Source organism: Deinococcus roseus, from assembly GCF_014646895.1.
GTDB classification, from domain to species: domain Bacteria; phylum Deinococcota; class Deinococci; order Deinococcales; family Deinococcaceae; genus Deinococcus_C; species Deinococcus_C roseus.
In genome coordinates this window covers 322,796-336,587 of sequence record NZ_BMOD01000001.1, presented here as the reverse complement: position 1 = coordinate 336,587, position 13,792 = coordinate 322,796, and the positions used below count along the sequence as shown (strand labels likewise).

At 54.5% G+C, this 13,792-nt stretch carries 15 protein-coding genes; 2 read left to right on the top strand and 13 right to left on the bottom strand.

Annotation, left to right across the window (positions count from 1 at the left end; translation table 11 throughout):
* Positions 1-47 precede the first annotated feature (47 nt).
* From IEY52_RS01500 to IEY52_RS01480, 5 genes are all read right to left on the bottom strand, one after another.
* Positions 48-707 (bottom strand): O-methyltransferase, encoded by a 660-nt coding sequence (locus IEY52_RS01500; RefSeq protein ID WP_188998759.1) that lies wholly within the window; start codon positions 705-707, stop codon positions 48-50.
* Complete coding sequence (locus IEY52_RS01495) at positions 704-973, bottom strand: hypothetical protein (protein WP_188998756.1); 270 nt, start codon at positions 971-973, stop codon at positions 704-706. The genes IEY52_RS01500 and IEY52_RS01495 overlap by 4 nt, the downstream gene beginning before the upstream one ends.
* Before the next feature lie 73 nt (positions 974-1,046).
* Entirely contained in the window at positions 1,047-2,213 is a 1,167-nt protein-coding gene (locus IEY52_RS01490) for a class I SAM-dependent rRNA methyltransferase (protein WP_188998753.1), read from the bottom strand.
* The gene (locus tag IEY52_RS01485; protein WP_188998750.1) at positions 2,197-2,685 is read right to left on the bottom strand and encodes a peroxiredoxin; all 489 of its coding nucleotides are present in this window, start codon (positions 2,683-2,685) and stop codon (positions 2,197-2,199) included. Before IEY52_RS01485 ends, IEY52_RS01490 begins: the two co-directional genes overlap by 17 nt.
* Before the next feature lie 19 nt (positions 2,686-2,704).
* Positions 2,705-3,301: a DUF2087 domain-containing protein gene (locus tag IEY52_RS01480; RefSeq protein ID WP_188998747.1), complete on the bottom strand. Its 597-nt coding sequence runs from the start codon at positions 3,299-3,301 to the stop codon at positions 2,705-2,707.
* A gap of 64 nt (positions 3,302-3,365) precedes the next feature.
* On the opposite strand from IEY52_RS01480, the gene tilS reads away from it, so the two are divergent.
* Positions 3,366-4,952, top strand: a complete 1,587-nt coding sequence (gene tilS, locus IEY52_RS01475) for a tRNA lysidine(34) synthetase TilS (RefSeq protein ID WP_188998743.1) — start codon at positions 3,366-3,368, stop codon at positions 4,950-4,952.
* On the top strand, positions 4,945-5,394 hold the full coding sequence (locus IEY52_RS01470; RefSeq protein WP_188998723.1) for a tetratricopeptide repeat protein: 450 nt from the start codon (positions 4,945-4,947) through the stop codon (positions 5,392-5,394). The genes tilS and IEY52_RS01470 overlap by 8 nt, the downstream gene beginning before the upstream one ends.
* A gap of 28 nt (positions 5,395-5,422) precedes the next feature.
* Here the strand turns inward: IEY52_RS01470 and IEY52_RS01465 are convergent, their stop codons facing one another.
* From IEY52_RS01465 to IEY52_RS01430, 8 genes are all read right to left on the bottom strand, one after another.
* Positions 5,423-6,214, bottom strand: coding sequence for an intradiol ring-cleavage dioxygenase (locus tag IEY52_RS01465; RefSeq protein WP_188998720.1), 792 nt, complete (start codon positions 6,212-6,214; stop codon positions 5,423-5,425).
* Between the two features lie 130 nt (positions 6,215-6,344).
* The gene (locus IEY52_RS01460; RefSeq protein ID WP_188998717.1) at positions 6,345-7,499 is read right to left on the bottom strand and encodes an FtsX-like permease family protein; all 1,155 of its coding nucleotides are present in this window, start codon (positions 7,497-7,499) and stop codon (positions 6,345-6,347) included.
* 75 nt (positions 7,500-7,574) lie between these two features.
* A complete protein-coding gene (locus IEY52_RS01455; RefSeq protein ID WP_188998714.1) occupies positions 7,575-8,924 on the bottom strand; it encodes a serine hydrolase domain-containing protein in 1,350 nt (449 codons plus the stop codon).
* Positions 8,911-9,717 carry a MerR family transcriptional regulator gene (locus tag IEY52_RS01450; protein WP_188998711.1) on the bottom strand — a complete coding sequence of 269 codons (807 nt, stop codon included), beginning with the start codon at positions 9,715-9,717 and terminating at the stop codon, positions 8,911-8,913. The genes IEY52_RS01455 and IEY52_RS01450 overlap by 14 nt, the downstream gene beginning before the upstream one ends.
* A gap of 91 nt (positions 9,718-9,808) precedes the next feature.
* Positions 9,809-10,054, bottom strand: coding sequence for a hypothetical protein (locus IEY52_RS01445; protein WP_188998708.1), 246 nt, complete (start codon positions 10,052-10,054; stop codon positions 9,809-9,811).
* Positions 10,055-10,367: 313 nt separating this feature from the next.
* Positions 10,368-11,039, bottom strand: a complete 672-nt coding sequence (locus tag IEY52_RS26580) for a 3D domain-containing protein (protein WP_229684600.1) — start codon at positions 11,037-11,039, stop codon at positions 10,368-10,370.
* Positions 11,040-11,535: 496 nt separating this feature from the next.
* Positions 11,536-12,657, bottom strand: coding sequence for an N-acetyl-alpha-D-glucosaminyl L-malate synthase BshA (gene bshA, locus IEY52_RS01435; RefSeq protein ID WP_229684599.1), 1,122 nt, complete (start codon positions 12,655-12,657; stop codon positions 11,536-11,538).
* Positions 12,658-12,863: 206 nt separating this feature from the next.
* Positions 12,864-13,781, bottom strand: a complete 918-nt coding sequence (locus IEY52_RS01430) for a metallophosphoesterase family protein (RefSeq protein WP_188998702.1) — start codon at positions 13,779-13,781, stop codon at positions 12,864-12,866.
* Positions 13,782-13,792: the final 11 nt, after the last annotated feature.

Genomic DNA, 13,792 nt, shown 5'->3' with positions numbered 1-13,792 from the left:
GGGGGGTGCAGGGGGGTGCAGGGGGGTGCAGGGGGGTGCAGAGGGATCTACTTCACCCGCACCACCAGAAAACCATCCAGCCCTTTGGAGGTGAAGGTGGGCACCATGATGGCTTCCACCCTGGGATCCAGCCCGATGAAGGCGTTCAGTTCCCTGACCTTGCGGTTTCGGCTTTCTTTCAGGCTGGGGTCCAGAATTTTACCCTGCTGCACCACATTGTCCAGCACGATCAGGCTTCCGGGGTGCACCAGACGCATGGCAAATTCGTAGTACTCGGGGTAGAGGGTCTTGTCGGCGTCAATGAACACAAAATCGAAAGGCTCCTGTTTCAGCAGGCCTTTCATGGTCTGGATGGCGTCGCCTTCAATGACTTCCACCCGGTCTGACAGACCGGCCTGTTCAAAATTGCTGCGGGCCACCCGTGCTGCGTCCGGGTTGATTTCCAGGGTGATCAGTTTGCCGTCCTGGGGGAGGGCACGGGCCAGCCAGGTGCCGCTGTACCCGCCCAGACTGCCCACTTCCAGAATGCGTTTTGCACCCTGAATTTTCACCAGCAGGTGCAGCATCTTGGCCTGGGTGGGGCTGAGCTGGATGGGGTCCAGGCCAGCTTCATTGCTGTGGGTCAGGATGTTTTTGAGGACGCGGTCCTCCTGGGCGTAGTGTTTCTGGATGTAACTGTCCAGTGCCAGCAGGGTTTCTTCGGTCACAGGTCACGCTCCAGCCATTCCAGTTTGCCGCCCTCGCGCTCCAGAACCCCTTCGATGTTTTTCAGGAAACGGGAGCGGGCAGCAGGATAATTTGGGTGGGTCTTGAGGGTTTTCAGAAAATCGAACAGCACAACATTTTCATGCTGGACCCCATCCACCGTGACATCGGTCCGGTAGGAGGTGTAGTGGTCCAGCAACCGGTAAGCAGGCTCCACTGCGCAGGAGGCATTGAAAGGAGGGGCTTCAGGGGGTGTGAACTCGATCATGGCTTTAAAATATCAGGTTCGGTGGTGAGCAGAAGTGAAAAAGGGTGAAGTTCAGTCTGTTTGACTTCACCGATCATTCAACCCTCAGCAGGATGGATTTCAGGTACAGGCTTTCGGGGACCAGCAGCATCCAGGGGTGGTCTGCAGGCTGGTGGGTCACGGTGATGACTTCTGCGGTGCGTCCGGTGTCTGCCATGGCCAGTCGGGCTGCGTCCAGCATGTCCTCCACCCGGATGTAGTGGGCGCAGGTGCTCACCAGCACGTGGCCTCCAGGGGTCAGCATCTTGAAGATGTGGGAAAGCCCTTCGGAGAAGATGCGTTTGGCCTGGGGCACATCGTCCTTGCGTTTGGCCAGGGTGGGAGGGTCAAAGACGGCGTGCTGGAAGGTGCGTTTTTCTTTTTCCAGATCTGCCAGAACCTTGATGGCATCTCCAAGGCGCATCCCCACCTGACGGTCCAGACCGTTTTTCTGGGCCACTTTTTCCAGGGTGGCAAGCGCGGTGGCGTCTTTGTCAATGGCCATGGTTCTGGCTCCCTGTTTTGCAGCGTGCAAACTGAAGCCCCCTGTGTAGCTGTACACGTCCAGAAAATTGTCTCCTGGCTGGACCAGGTTTGCCATCAGGGCACGGTTGTCCCGCTGGTCCAGGAAAAATCCGGTTTTCTGGCTGTCCAGAGGCTTGAAGGAGAATTTGACTCCGCCTTCGGTGAATTCCACTTCCTGGGGAGGTTCCCCCCACAGCACGCCTGTGGTCTGTCCCAGGCCTTCTTTGTTGCGCTCCACGGTATCAGAACGTTCGTAGGCTGAAGACGCTCCCGTGACGTGTTTCAGGGCGCTCAGGATGATGTCCCGGTGCTTTTCCACACCAGCGTTTCTGAATTGCACGCTCAGGACGCCATTGAAGTAATCTGCAACGATGCCAGGGGTGCCGTCGGCTTCTGCATGCAGCAAACGGAAGGCTTCTGCTTCAGGCAGGCGGGCTTTGCGCCTGTCCCAGGCCTGCTGGATGCGTGCCCGGTAGAATTTCTCGTCGATGTTCTCCCGTTTGAGGGTGAGCATGCGCAGGGGAATGCTGCCTGTGGGATTGAAGTATGCCCGTCCGATGAACATGCCCCCTTCGGCATGCACATCCACCACACTGCCTGCTTCGAGTTCGGGGACCTCCAGCAAATCCCCGCTGTAGGCAAAGGGGTAATGGTTCAGCAGTTTCTTTTCTTTTCCGCTTTTAACTCTGACTTTCACGCGTTTCAGTGTACCCCGTCAGGCCCTGAACTTGCTCCAGAACCTCTGAGGCATGGCTGAAGGGGTTCACAAAACGCCAGTGGTGCGCAATTTTTCCTTCTCTGTCAATCAGGAAGGTCTGGCGGTCTGCCTGTCCTGTGAGCAACCCCAGCAACCCCATCACCCCATACCTGGAGCAGATTTTCTTGTCGCTGTCGGGGATGAGGGGAAAATGAAGGGTGCAACCCTGGCGAAACTTGGCCTGATGCGCCTCGGTGTCGGTGCTGATCCCGATGATGTCCGTTCCCAGCCGGTGAAAGTCATGCAGCAGGTTTTCAAACCCCCTGGCTTCCACACTGCAGCCTCTGGAACCCGCTCTGGGATAGAAGAACAGCACCACCCATTTTCCATGCAAAGCGTCCAGGCTGATTTGTTGCCCCTGGTCACTGAGAGCAGAAAAAGGGGGTGCAGGGTCTCCGACACGCAACGTCATGCCTGACATTGTAGGGAATTCAGAGGATTTTTGTGGAAGTTTCGTCTCTAACCCTCTGGTAAATGCTGTTTGAACGCACCATCAGGCCTTCGGTGACCATCATGCGCCGCAGGGTGGCCACATCTTCGTTGAATTCGACCAGAACACGGTTGACCTCCAGTTCCGTGTAGGTCCGGTCAAATTCGAAAGCCTCAATCAGTTTTTCCAGCACGATGCGTTGTTTCTTGATCTGGGAAGGAAACTTCACCAGACGCCCATCTTTGAAGAAGGCATGCAGGATTTTTTCCTGTTCACTGTACTTCTGTTTTTCTTCGATCAGCACAGGGATGAGGGCCAACACTGAACCCTGAAGTGCTTTTTCATTCAGGGAGTAAACCTGCCAGTACTGATCTTTTTGTGCGGTCACCAGGTTCTGCTCGGTCAGCAGGTTCATGTGATGGGAAACGGTGGCTGGACTCAGGTTGAGTCGCTTTGCCAGTTCCTCCCCATGCTGCGATTTCTGCCTGAGCAGGGCCAGAATCATCAGTCTGGAGGGATGTCCCAGGGCCTTGAAAAAGGCAGCACTGTGTTCGGGGGTGGTGCTGGAAGATGTGGGAAATTTTGGTTTGATGCTCATAAAATCAATTTTAATCCAATTAGATAAACTTCGAAATAGATCAAATGGTGTAGGCTGGATGAGCATGAAAGACCTGCTCCACCCCCTCAAGTCCCATGCTGACCGGCACGTGCTGCTGGCCCTGTCTGGAGGTTCAGACTCTGTTGGACTCTTGAGGGCCTGTCTTGAAGCAGGAATTCGCGTCGCTGCTGCCCATTTCAACCACCAGTTGCGTGAAGCAGCCTGGGAAGACGAGCACTTTGTGCGTGACCTCTGCCTGCAACTGAAGGTGCCCCTGGAGGTTGGGACCGCCAACATCCGCAACATCAGTCAGAAGAAACGCCAGAGCATCGAAGAAACGGCACGCCAGCTCAGGTACAGCTTTCTGACCCGCACAGCGAAGAAACACAGCACAGACCTGATCTTCACAGCCCACACCCTGAACGATCAGGCTGAAACGGTGCTCTGGCAACTGGTGAGGGGCACTGCCAAAGCCACTGGAATTCCTGCCTGGCATGGCAAAGTTTATCGCCCCTGGCTGGGGATCAGCAAAAACCAGATTCAGCAGTTTCTGCTGGACAGAAATCAGCCCTGGCGTGAAGACGAATCCAACCAGGACCTCACTTACACCCGCAACCGTCTGCGCCATGAGGTGCTGCCATGGCTTCAGGAACTCAATCCTCAGGCAGATGCTGCTCTTGCCAGGTTTGCCACTTACAGCAGGGAAGACCATGACCTGCTGACCGAAATGGCTGAGCAATTGACCCCTTACTCCCGCTGGGACAGGGAGCCCGCTGCCATCCAGCGTCGCCTGATCGCCCTGAAACTGCAAAAACGGGGGATTGAATTTGACCATGATCATCTGGTCCAGATTCAGGCTGCCCTGCAATCACACGTGGTGCAGCATTTCACCCTGCCTGCAGGAAAACAGGTGACCGTCCAGCAGGGAAAAATTCCCGACCCTCAGGTCTATCGAAAGCCAGATTTTCAGTTTCCTGCAAACTGGAAACTCCGGCACCGTCAGGAAGGGGACCGCATTCGCCTTGCTGGAGGCACCCGCAAACTTTCAGATGTCTTGACAGACCGCAAAATTCCCAGAGGTGAACGGGATCACGTCTGGCTGCTGGCAGAGGAAGGGCAGGTGCAATGGGTGGGCCTCAACCCTCCCATCTGGGCTGCAAGCTTTCCAGGGCAGACACCCCCCCCTTCAGATGCTTTCTGGATGAAACAGGCCATCCAGGAAGCCCACAAAGCCAGCCAGCAAAACGAAGTGCCCATTGGCGCAGTCATCGTACACCAGAACGAGGTCATTGCAGCAGCGCACAACCAGTGCGAAGCCCTGCATGACCTGACCCGCCACGCAGAGCTGGAAGCCATCCGGGAGGCCAGCACAAAACAGGGAGGGCACCTGACCGACTGCACCCTCTATGTCACCCTGGAACCCTGCCCGATGTGCCTTGGAGCCATTCTGGAAAGCCGCATTGCAAAAGTGGTGTTTGGGGCCAGCAACCCTAAAATGGGTGCACTGGGCGGGGTGATGGATTTGCTCAGAAGCCACTGGGGACACACCCCTGAAGTCGTCACTGGAGTTCTGGAGAAAGAATGTGCCAGACTGCTGAAAGATTACTTCTCTGGTCTGCGCAGCCCTCAAAAAGGAGACCCCCATGTTTGACCCACAAGACCTTCCTGAAGCCCTGAAAATCCGGGTGGATGAACAGATCGATCAGGCCATTGCCCTGGAAGAAGCCCGGGAGTTTGAAGCCGCCACCCGAATCTATGAAGAAGCGCTTTTGTTGATCCCGGAACCCAAGTACGCGTACTGGGAAACCATGCGCATCTACGTGGGCTTCGGAGAAATCCACTTTGCTCAGCAGCAGTTTGAAAAAGCCAGTCCTTTTTATTGGGAATGCATGAAGATGCCCGAAGGCTTTCTGAACTCTTTTGTGCTGCTCCGGGTGGGAGAAACTGCTTTTGAGCTGCAGGACAACCTCACTGCAGCAGAGTACCTGACCCGTGCCATGATGCTGGACGGTTCAGAAATCTTTGAGGAAGAAGATCCAAAGTATTTTGCTTTTCTCAAAACTGTTTTGAGAGCACCAGAAGGAGGATGGTGACCTCTTTCTGATGCCCTGGTGGATGAGGTCACCCGATGTTCAGCCCGATGTCAAACGTCGCTGTGTATCCCTTTTCCGGGCTGCCCGTGAGCTTCAAAAGCATCTGGTTGCCACCGTTCTTGTAAAGCATGTCGGTGCTGTTGGGGGTGTCCCGTTTGCCTTTGGATTTGTAAGGGGCCACAGCATGCACTTTGTCGGTGACGGCCTCATCGAAGAACAACTGGGAAGCAAAGTCTCCAGTCACCTTGCCGTTCTCAATGGTGCGCATCCGGTAATGGATGTGCACGGCCCGACCGGAATACCAGCCCGGATAAATGGTCTGGAAGGTGGCCGCTCCCTTTGCATTGGTCATCTGGTACCCACGCAGGAAAGTCTGCCCTCTGGTGTTGAACCCCTGGTCATTGGCATCCGAATACACCCCGTCTGCATCGCAATGCCAGATGTCCACCATCACGCCGCTTCTGGGCTCGCAGGTCTTTAAAGCCACGCGGGACACCTGAAAAATCAGGGTCAGGGGAACCCCGGTTTTGATGGCTCCTGTTCTGGTGTCCTTGCGAATGTCGCTGCGGTTCAGCTTCTCATCCACCCAGTAAGGCCCCTCGGTCATGGAGGGACGCACCACGCATCCAGGAAGCCCCTGCACTCCGCTGTTCCCTGCACTGGTGCCTGAACTGCCCCCTGGACCTCCTGGAGGCTGCCTCTGGGCCAGGGCCTGCCCGATCACAGTGGCCCCCACCGCACTGCTTCCTGCAATGCCAAAAAGCCTGAGTGCCTGTCTGCGGCTGAGCACCTTGCCGATGGGTTGGTCGTCATTGTCCATGTGCATTCCTCCTGAAGGGGATCTTTTAAAACGCGATCTGTCTGGAAGTATGGCAGCAGGCTGTTAAGGGGGAGTTAAGAAAGGGTTGGGAGGTGAAGAAGAAGGCAGAAGGCTGAGGGCCCTCAGCCTTTCAGCGAATCACCTTGGCAGGTTCAATCCTGGCTGCTTTGCTGGCCGCTGCAAAACCTGCCAGCAGTGTGGTGGCCAGACTGACGATGTTCACCCACACGAAATCCAGGGCCTGGATCTGCACAGGCAGGCTGGAAATGAAGTAGAGGTCTCCAGGGAGCCGGATGGGGTAGAGCTTGAAGTAATAGCTGACCAGCAGACCCAGAATGTTGCCCAGGATCAGGCCGCCCACACCCAGAATCAGGCCTTCCAGCATGAAGGTCTGCAGGATCCACTTTTCGGGGGTGCCCATGGCCCGCAGGATGGCGATTTCCTGGGTTTTCTCAAAGACGCTGAGGATCAAGATGTTGGCAATGCCGAAGGCAGCCACAATCACGATCAGGAACACCACAATGCCAATCACCCGTTTTTGCAGGGCCATCTGTTCGATCAGGGTGGCGTTGATGTCCTGCCAGGGCTGTGCATTGTAATCCTGGAATTGCCGCATCAGGTCATAACCCAGATCGCGGGCTTTCATGGGGTCTTTCAGGTTGATGCGGTACCCAATGGGGCTGTCCGGGTTCAGTTTTTTGACGGCTTGCTGACTCATGAAGGCATAAGCCTGATCAATCAGGATGTAGCCAGAACGGAAAGTGCCTTTGACCCGCAAGCTGGCCCTTTTGTACTGGCTGTTGAGAAGGCGCACTTCGTCTCCGGGAAAGGCCCCGATGGCACGGGACAGCACCTCTCCCAGCACAATTTCATTGGGTTTGAGGCTGCTGATCAGTTTCATTTCTTCGGGCCTGAGGTTCAGGATGCCGTTTTCCTGAGGGGTTACCCCCAGCAAGGTGGAGAAGTCCACACCGGCAGGAAGGCCCATGGTGGCGGGTCGGGTGATCAGGGCTTTGTCTGCAGCAAAGGAACTGAAGGCCAGCACCTGGGGATTCTTCTTCAGAGCGGCTTCCAGTGCTTTGTTGGGCTGGGTTTCCCGGCTGACCAGGGCCAGGTGGGGAATGGTTCTGAGGGTGGCATCAATGAGGGACTGGGTGAATCCATTGGTGAGGGAGAGGGCCGTCACCAGCACCATCACCCCGACGGCAATGCCAATCAGGGTGAGGAGGTTCTGGGTGCGCCTCCTGCGCAGGTGCGAGAGGGCCAGGGTGAGAATGAGTCGCATGACGCCCTTAGCTTACCTGAGCCGGGTGAGAGCCGTGCTGTGGGTGTGCAGATGCAGCAGAATGCAGCAGGTGCTTCAGAACTGTCCAGCCAGCCGGTTGAGGCCCAGGTGCAGGGCCGTCACCCGCTGTCCTGAAATTTCCAGGTTGCACAGCATGGGCTGCTGTGGATCTGCAATTTCAAACAGGGAACCGCCTCTGGGTTTCAGGGCAATCCCTTTCCTCCAGGGACCTGTGAGGGTTTTCAGGTGAAGCTGTCCCTCTTTGCGGATCAACTTCAGGCCTCCTGGCTGGGTGAGCAGGGCAATCACCCGCTCCAGGCCTTTGACAGGTTCACCATAGCTGCGGGCAAACTGCAGGTCTTCCACGGGCACACCTGCAGCTTCAGTGGGTTGGATCTGCAGGGCTTCTTTGAAAAACTGTTCTCCCAGAGACATCACTTCGGGGTTCTCTGAGTTGGAGAGGGTGATCACTGCAGCACCCAGTTCCGGGCAGATGTGCATGGAACTGTTGTAGCCCAGCCAGCCTCCGGTGTGAAAGGACACCTGTTTTTCACCAAAGGGCAGCAACACAAAACCCAGTCCCATGCCCATCAGGTCAGGATTCACTTCAAACTGCCGGCTGTGCATCTGGTCATGGGATTCCCGGGTCAGCAGGGGAGAGGAGTGGGCCAGCAAGGTCCGGGCGTAGGCAACCATGTCGGTGATGCTGGCGTACACCGATCCTGCAGGTTTGACCACGATGTCCAGGTCTGGGGATGGTTTGTAAACAGCGCCAGATTTGGAGTCAGATTTCATGTAGGGCATGGCCCTCAATTCGGTGTTTTCGGGGCGTTGCAGGGTGGCATGAACCATGCCAGATTTGCGCAGCACCTCTGCTGTGAAGGTGGTTTCAAAAGGCTGTCCTGTGACATCTTCAATCAACTGTCCCAGCAGGGCGAAAGCATGGTTGCAATAGGCCCATCGGGTCAGGGGTGGGTAGATGGGGGTCAGGCCATCCCGGTAATACTCGGTGAGGGTGGGGGTGTTCTTCAGGGCTCCCAGCCCACCAGCAGGCAACAAGATGTCTTTCCAGGAACGGAAATATCCCAGCCCTGAGGTGTGGGTGAGCAGGTGGCGCACCCGGATGGGGTTGTTGATGTAGGGTTCAGCAATGGGAATGCTTTTCAGGTGTTTGCGGATGGGGTCATCCAGAGCAATGCGGCCTGCTTCCACCTGCTGCATGATGTGGATGGCTGTCATGGTTTTGGTGATGGAACCAATGCAAAACAGGGTGTCAGGCGTGACTGGGATGTACTTTTCCTGATTTGCCCGACCTGCCGTGTGCTGATACACCAGTTCGTTTTGCCACAGGACAGCCACGGCATTTCCAGCTGTTTTTGATTGAAAGGGTTCGAAAAGTTTCTGGGCAAGTTCAGGAATGTTCATGGGTTCTTTGCTCCTTGCTGTTTTTGAGGTCTCTGAGCATGTGGTGTTTGACACGCTCCAGCATCCAGCCTTCTTTGCTGTCCGGGGGAAGCAAAGCCTGGGTCACAAAATCTCCGTGCCTGTCCTGCACACCTTTTGGATGCAGGAACAAGCCCCTCAACCAGGCACTGCGGGCCAATTCCTGGGCCAGCAAGTCCAGTTCCTGTGGGTCTTCGGTGCGGTCCACCCGTCCGGTCCAGTCCAGCAAAAGCTCCTGAATTTCCGGGTGCTCTTGCAGATACTGCTGGTCTTTTTCCAGTTGTTCCGGGCTTTGCAAAGCGGGAAAACTGAGCATTTTGCCCATCAGTTGTTTTTCCCGTTGCAGGGCTTCAGGCGAAATTCGATCTGCAATCTGGTCCAGACTGGCTTTCCAGAATTCTGGAACTTTGGCTTCCAGCAGGTGTTGCAGGGGTTTTTCCTGTTTCAGCATCTGCTCGGCCCGTTGCTTTTGCTGCTGAAGTCGGGCAATGTCCCGTTCCAGTTCCTGGGTTTTCAGGTGCAGCATCTGCTTCAAAAGCAGTTCGGGCTCTAAGCTTTCCATCACAAAACGGATTTCATGGAGTTTCAAACCCAGATCCTGCAAATCACGAATCTGGCGCAGTTTGTCCAGGTGCGCCGGGGTGTACAGCCGGTATTGCCCTTCGGTGCGCTCGGGTTCCTGAATCAGACCCAGTTTCTGGTAATGCCTGAGGGTTTTGGTGCTGACCCCCAGCAGGGATGCAATTTCGCCAATTTTCAGCCACGCTTCTGGCATGCCTTTACCTCAGGGGCAGCATACAACCTTGTCCCACGGGCAAGGTCAAATTTCAGAAGGGTGGACCTGAAGATGCAAGTTCAAATGGGCCTCAAATGGGCCGGATTTCAATGCTGCACAGCGCATCTTTGAAGGTGAAACTGAAATGGTTGCGAATGAAATTCTGGATGGCTTCCAGGGAGGCCTGAATCTGCAGCACAAAAGTGGGTCGGTGCTCTTCTGGAGACAGCACGTTCAGGGTGTGCCCTTCTTGCTGGGCTGCACGGGTCAATTTGCGAATCAGTCTTTTCAGGCGGCGTTGTTGTGAATGTGGAAAGGTCATTTGCAAGTTGTGCACGGTTCAATCCTCCTGTCCATGGCATGGCCCCAAAACAATAAGGGTCTTTCAACATCTGGAGGTCAGGTGCAAGCACCTGAAGCCAGTCTGAAAGGGGGTTGTGCCAGGTACGGGGACAGTTTAAGAACCGAATGTCTTAGAATTGTTAGCTGTCCAGACACCCTGTCTCAATCAAGCTTTCATCTGGAGGTTTTGGCAGGCAGGTTGCAAAAACATTGTGTGATCCACAAAAATCTTTCAAAAGGCAAAGGGTCCGCTGTTGCAGACCCTCTGTCAGATGACCCAGATGCATCTCATGTTTGATGGTGGCATTTTACCTGAGAACGGTGAGCCTGACCTGACGCACACCCCAGGAGCGGGCTTCGCTGGATGAACGCATCCAGATGTCCACCTGTCCGTATTTGCGGGGATGCATGGTGTCTTCCACCACGAAAACAGTCTGGGAGAGCAGGCGGTTGTAATAGGAGGCCCCTTTTCCCAGCAGTTCAATTCTGACTTTGCTGCCGTAAGGGATTTTGCGCAGCATGTCCCGGCTCAGGGCCACAATGCCAAAACGGGTTCTGGCTCCAGTGGCTGTGATGTGTGGACTGCTGTCGGTTTGCCCTGAGAAGCTGTTGTAGGCGGTGGCTTTCAGGATAAAGCTGCTGCCACTGCGGTATTGGGCTGGAACCACCTTGGCCGTTTGGGCTTTGACGGGTGTCTTGACGGTCTGGGTTTTGACAGGTGCCTTTATGGTCTGGGTTTTGGTCACCTGAATTTGCTGCACAGCTTTGACCACCTGGGCTGGCTGGGCCTGTACGGGGGCCGGCTGGGTCAGTTCCAGGGCTTTTTCTGCCAGGCTGTCTGCAGGCAGGACAGGATCAAGGGGGATTTCCACCTTTAAGGATTTTTTCTCGGCTTCGCTGTGGGCGGGGGTGCTGAGGTTCAGCACACTGCACAACAATGCAGTCCCAATCAGGGTGAATCTAAGGGTGCGTTTTGCCATAATTCAATAGCGTCCTCTACCCACCGGTTGTGGGTGATGTAGATGCAGGTTGTCTGCTTTAGGGTCGATGCGTGCGAAGAAGGGGGTGCGGCACGCGTTTGGCTTTTCCCAAGGACCGATACGCCTTTGAAGCTCTGGCAATTCTAGACTTGCCTAACTTAAGTTAAGCTGAGCCTGTGAGCACAACCTAAGAAAAATAAGTTTTGTTACTCATTACATTCTCACAACACAGTTCATTTTGATGTTGAACGATCAGGAAAATGCTGCCTTGAACATGTAAAAAAAGATGATAAAACATTAAAACGAAAAATTAAGATTCTCATGAAAACTGAATTGTAAGGGTGCTTTTCTGGGTGTTTTTAAGGGTCTTAAGGGGTCTAAAGGGTGAAAATCCTCAATTTGACAAATGCAACTTGTCAAATTGAGGTCAGAAGGGGACAAATCATTTGAATATACTCATCGATCACTCATTATGTTATGGGTGAAAAATGAGAATTTATTCTCTCAGTAAATCTTCGTACACTCTCAAATACTGGGGAACGATATGATGCGGCTGAAAATGATCCACCGCCCTGGACCGGGCATTGAGACTCAATTTCTGGTGGAGTTTTTCATCTTGAAGCAGTTTTAACGTTGCATGGGCCATCCCGTCCACATCACCCACAGGACACAGGTATCCAGTTTCTCCCTGAATGTTGACCTCAGGGATGCCCCCGATGTTGCTGCTCACCACCGGTACGCCGCAGGACATGGCTTCCAGAGCCACCAGCCCAAAAGACTCCTGGCTGGAAGGGAGGAGGAACACATCTGCAATGCCCATGATGGTCTCGACCGATGGGTAAGAACCCAGAAAATGCACCCGACCCAGTACACCCAGCTTCTGGGCCAGTTCAAAGGCCCTGGAGCGGTCCGGGCCGTCTCCGACCATCAGCAGTCTGGATGGCACTTCAGTTTGCACCCTGGCAAAAAGTTCAATCACATCCAGCGTGCGTTTGACCCCTCGAAAGTTGGAGAGGTGAAGCAGGATTTTTTCTTCAGGATGGGCAAACCTGGCCCGGTATCTGGCATCTGTGTTGCGCTGGAACCGGTGAATGTCCACAAAGTTGTAAATCACTTCAATGGGCACATCCACATCAAAAAGCTCTTTGGTGTGGTTGGCCAGAAACTGCGAAACAGCAGTCACCCGGCCAGATTTCTGAATGGCATGTCGGGTGGAGTGTCTGAAGGCCGGATCCAGACCGACCAGGGTCACATCCGTGCCGTGCAGGGTGGTCACCACCCGGGTTTTTCCGGTGATGTCCTGCGCCATCAGGGCACTGGTGGTGTAAGGAATGGCGTAATGGGCATGGGTGATCTGGATGCCATGCTCATGGATCACTTCTGAGAGGGTGTTGGCGGTGTTGATGGTGGTCAGGGCCTGCTCAAAGAGGGGATACTCATAACGTCCGACCTGATGAAAGAAAACATTGGTGCAACAATCCAGGGCAGACAGCCGGAAAGGCTGGGCCGTCGAAACAAAATGCACTTCATGGTTGTGCTGGGCAAGTTCCACCCCAAGTTCGGTGGCCACCACGCCCGAGCCGCCTGCTGTGGCATGACAGAGAATGGCAATGTTCACGGCTCGATTATAGGCTTCCTTTGTCATTTTCAAAGTTGACCAGTGAACGATTGAGCATCGTGCAACTTCTGTTGCTGTAGTGTGATGTAAAAATGGTTGTTCTGGAAGATCGAAATTCTCGTCATGCTTGTGATTCGGGATGGTTCGGCGGGTGTTTTCTGTCTTTGTGCAATCTGGCGCAAATCTCCGGCATGTGCCCATTCCCATCACAAAACCAGCACAGAAAGGCCTCTCAGTGCACTTTTCAGTTCATCAGAGGAGTGCTGGCAGTGCAGCAAAAACTGTTTTTCTGTGGGTTTGAGTTCATGCATCAGAAATTGACCCAGCAGACCCTGATCAAGTTCCGCTTCTGGTGCTTGGCGGTTTCTGAACTGCCAGAATTCGCGGATGGTGGACCTGCCCAGCAACACACCCGCATAGATGATATTTCCCACAATGCCGGTTTGCTGCAGAAATCCGCTGTGGTGGTAACTGGCGAAAAAAGTGTTTGAGTCGAAAGGAACCTGCCTGAATTCGATGTTCCAGGTTCCATTTTCTCCATGCAGCATCGCATACTGGGCAGTTCTGGATCCATCCACTGCAAAGCCCACAGAGCCCACCGTGCAGAGGGTGGTGTTCCCCAGCCGCCTGATCTGCTGGCGTTGGTTGTGGCCTGCAAAAATCCAGCGGGCAGACACCTCAGAAAGCGTGCTTTTCAACGCCTGATCGGATTGTTTCAGGACCTCCTCGAAGGCATTTCTGGGGCTGCCATGACAGAAGAAAAGTTCTGGTAAACCTTTAAAGTGCAGGTTGAGGCTGCAAGGCCAGGCTTCAATCTCTGTTTTGAATGCTGCAAGTTGAGTGGCCCAGAAGCGCGCTGCAGCAAAACCCTCGCTGGTGTAAGCCTCCACCGGAGCTTGCCCCGTCAGGTGGTCCAGCAGCATGGTTTCATGGTTGCCTTTGAGGGTCTGGAGGTTTCTTGCTGCAATGAGTTGCAGGACGTCCGGGGAATGGACGCCCCAGTTCACATTGTCTCCCAGCAGAAAGATCTGGTCGGCTTCTTTTGCGTCTTCCAGCACCGCCTGAAAAGCCTGTAAATTTCCGTGAATGTCGGAGAGCACTGCAATTTTCATCGAAACCCCCATGTGTTGAGTAT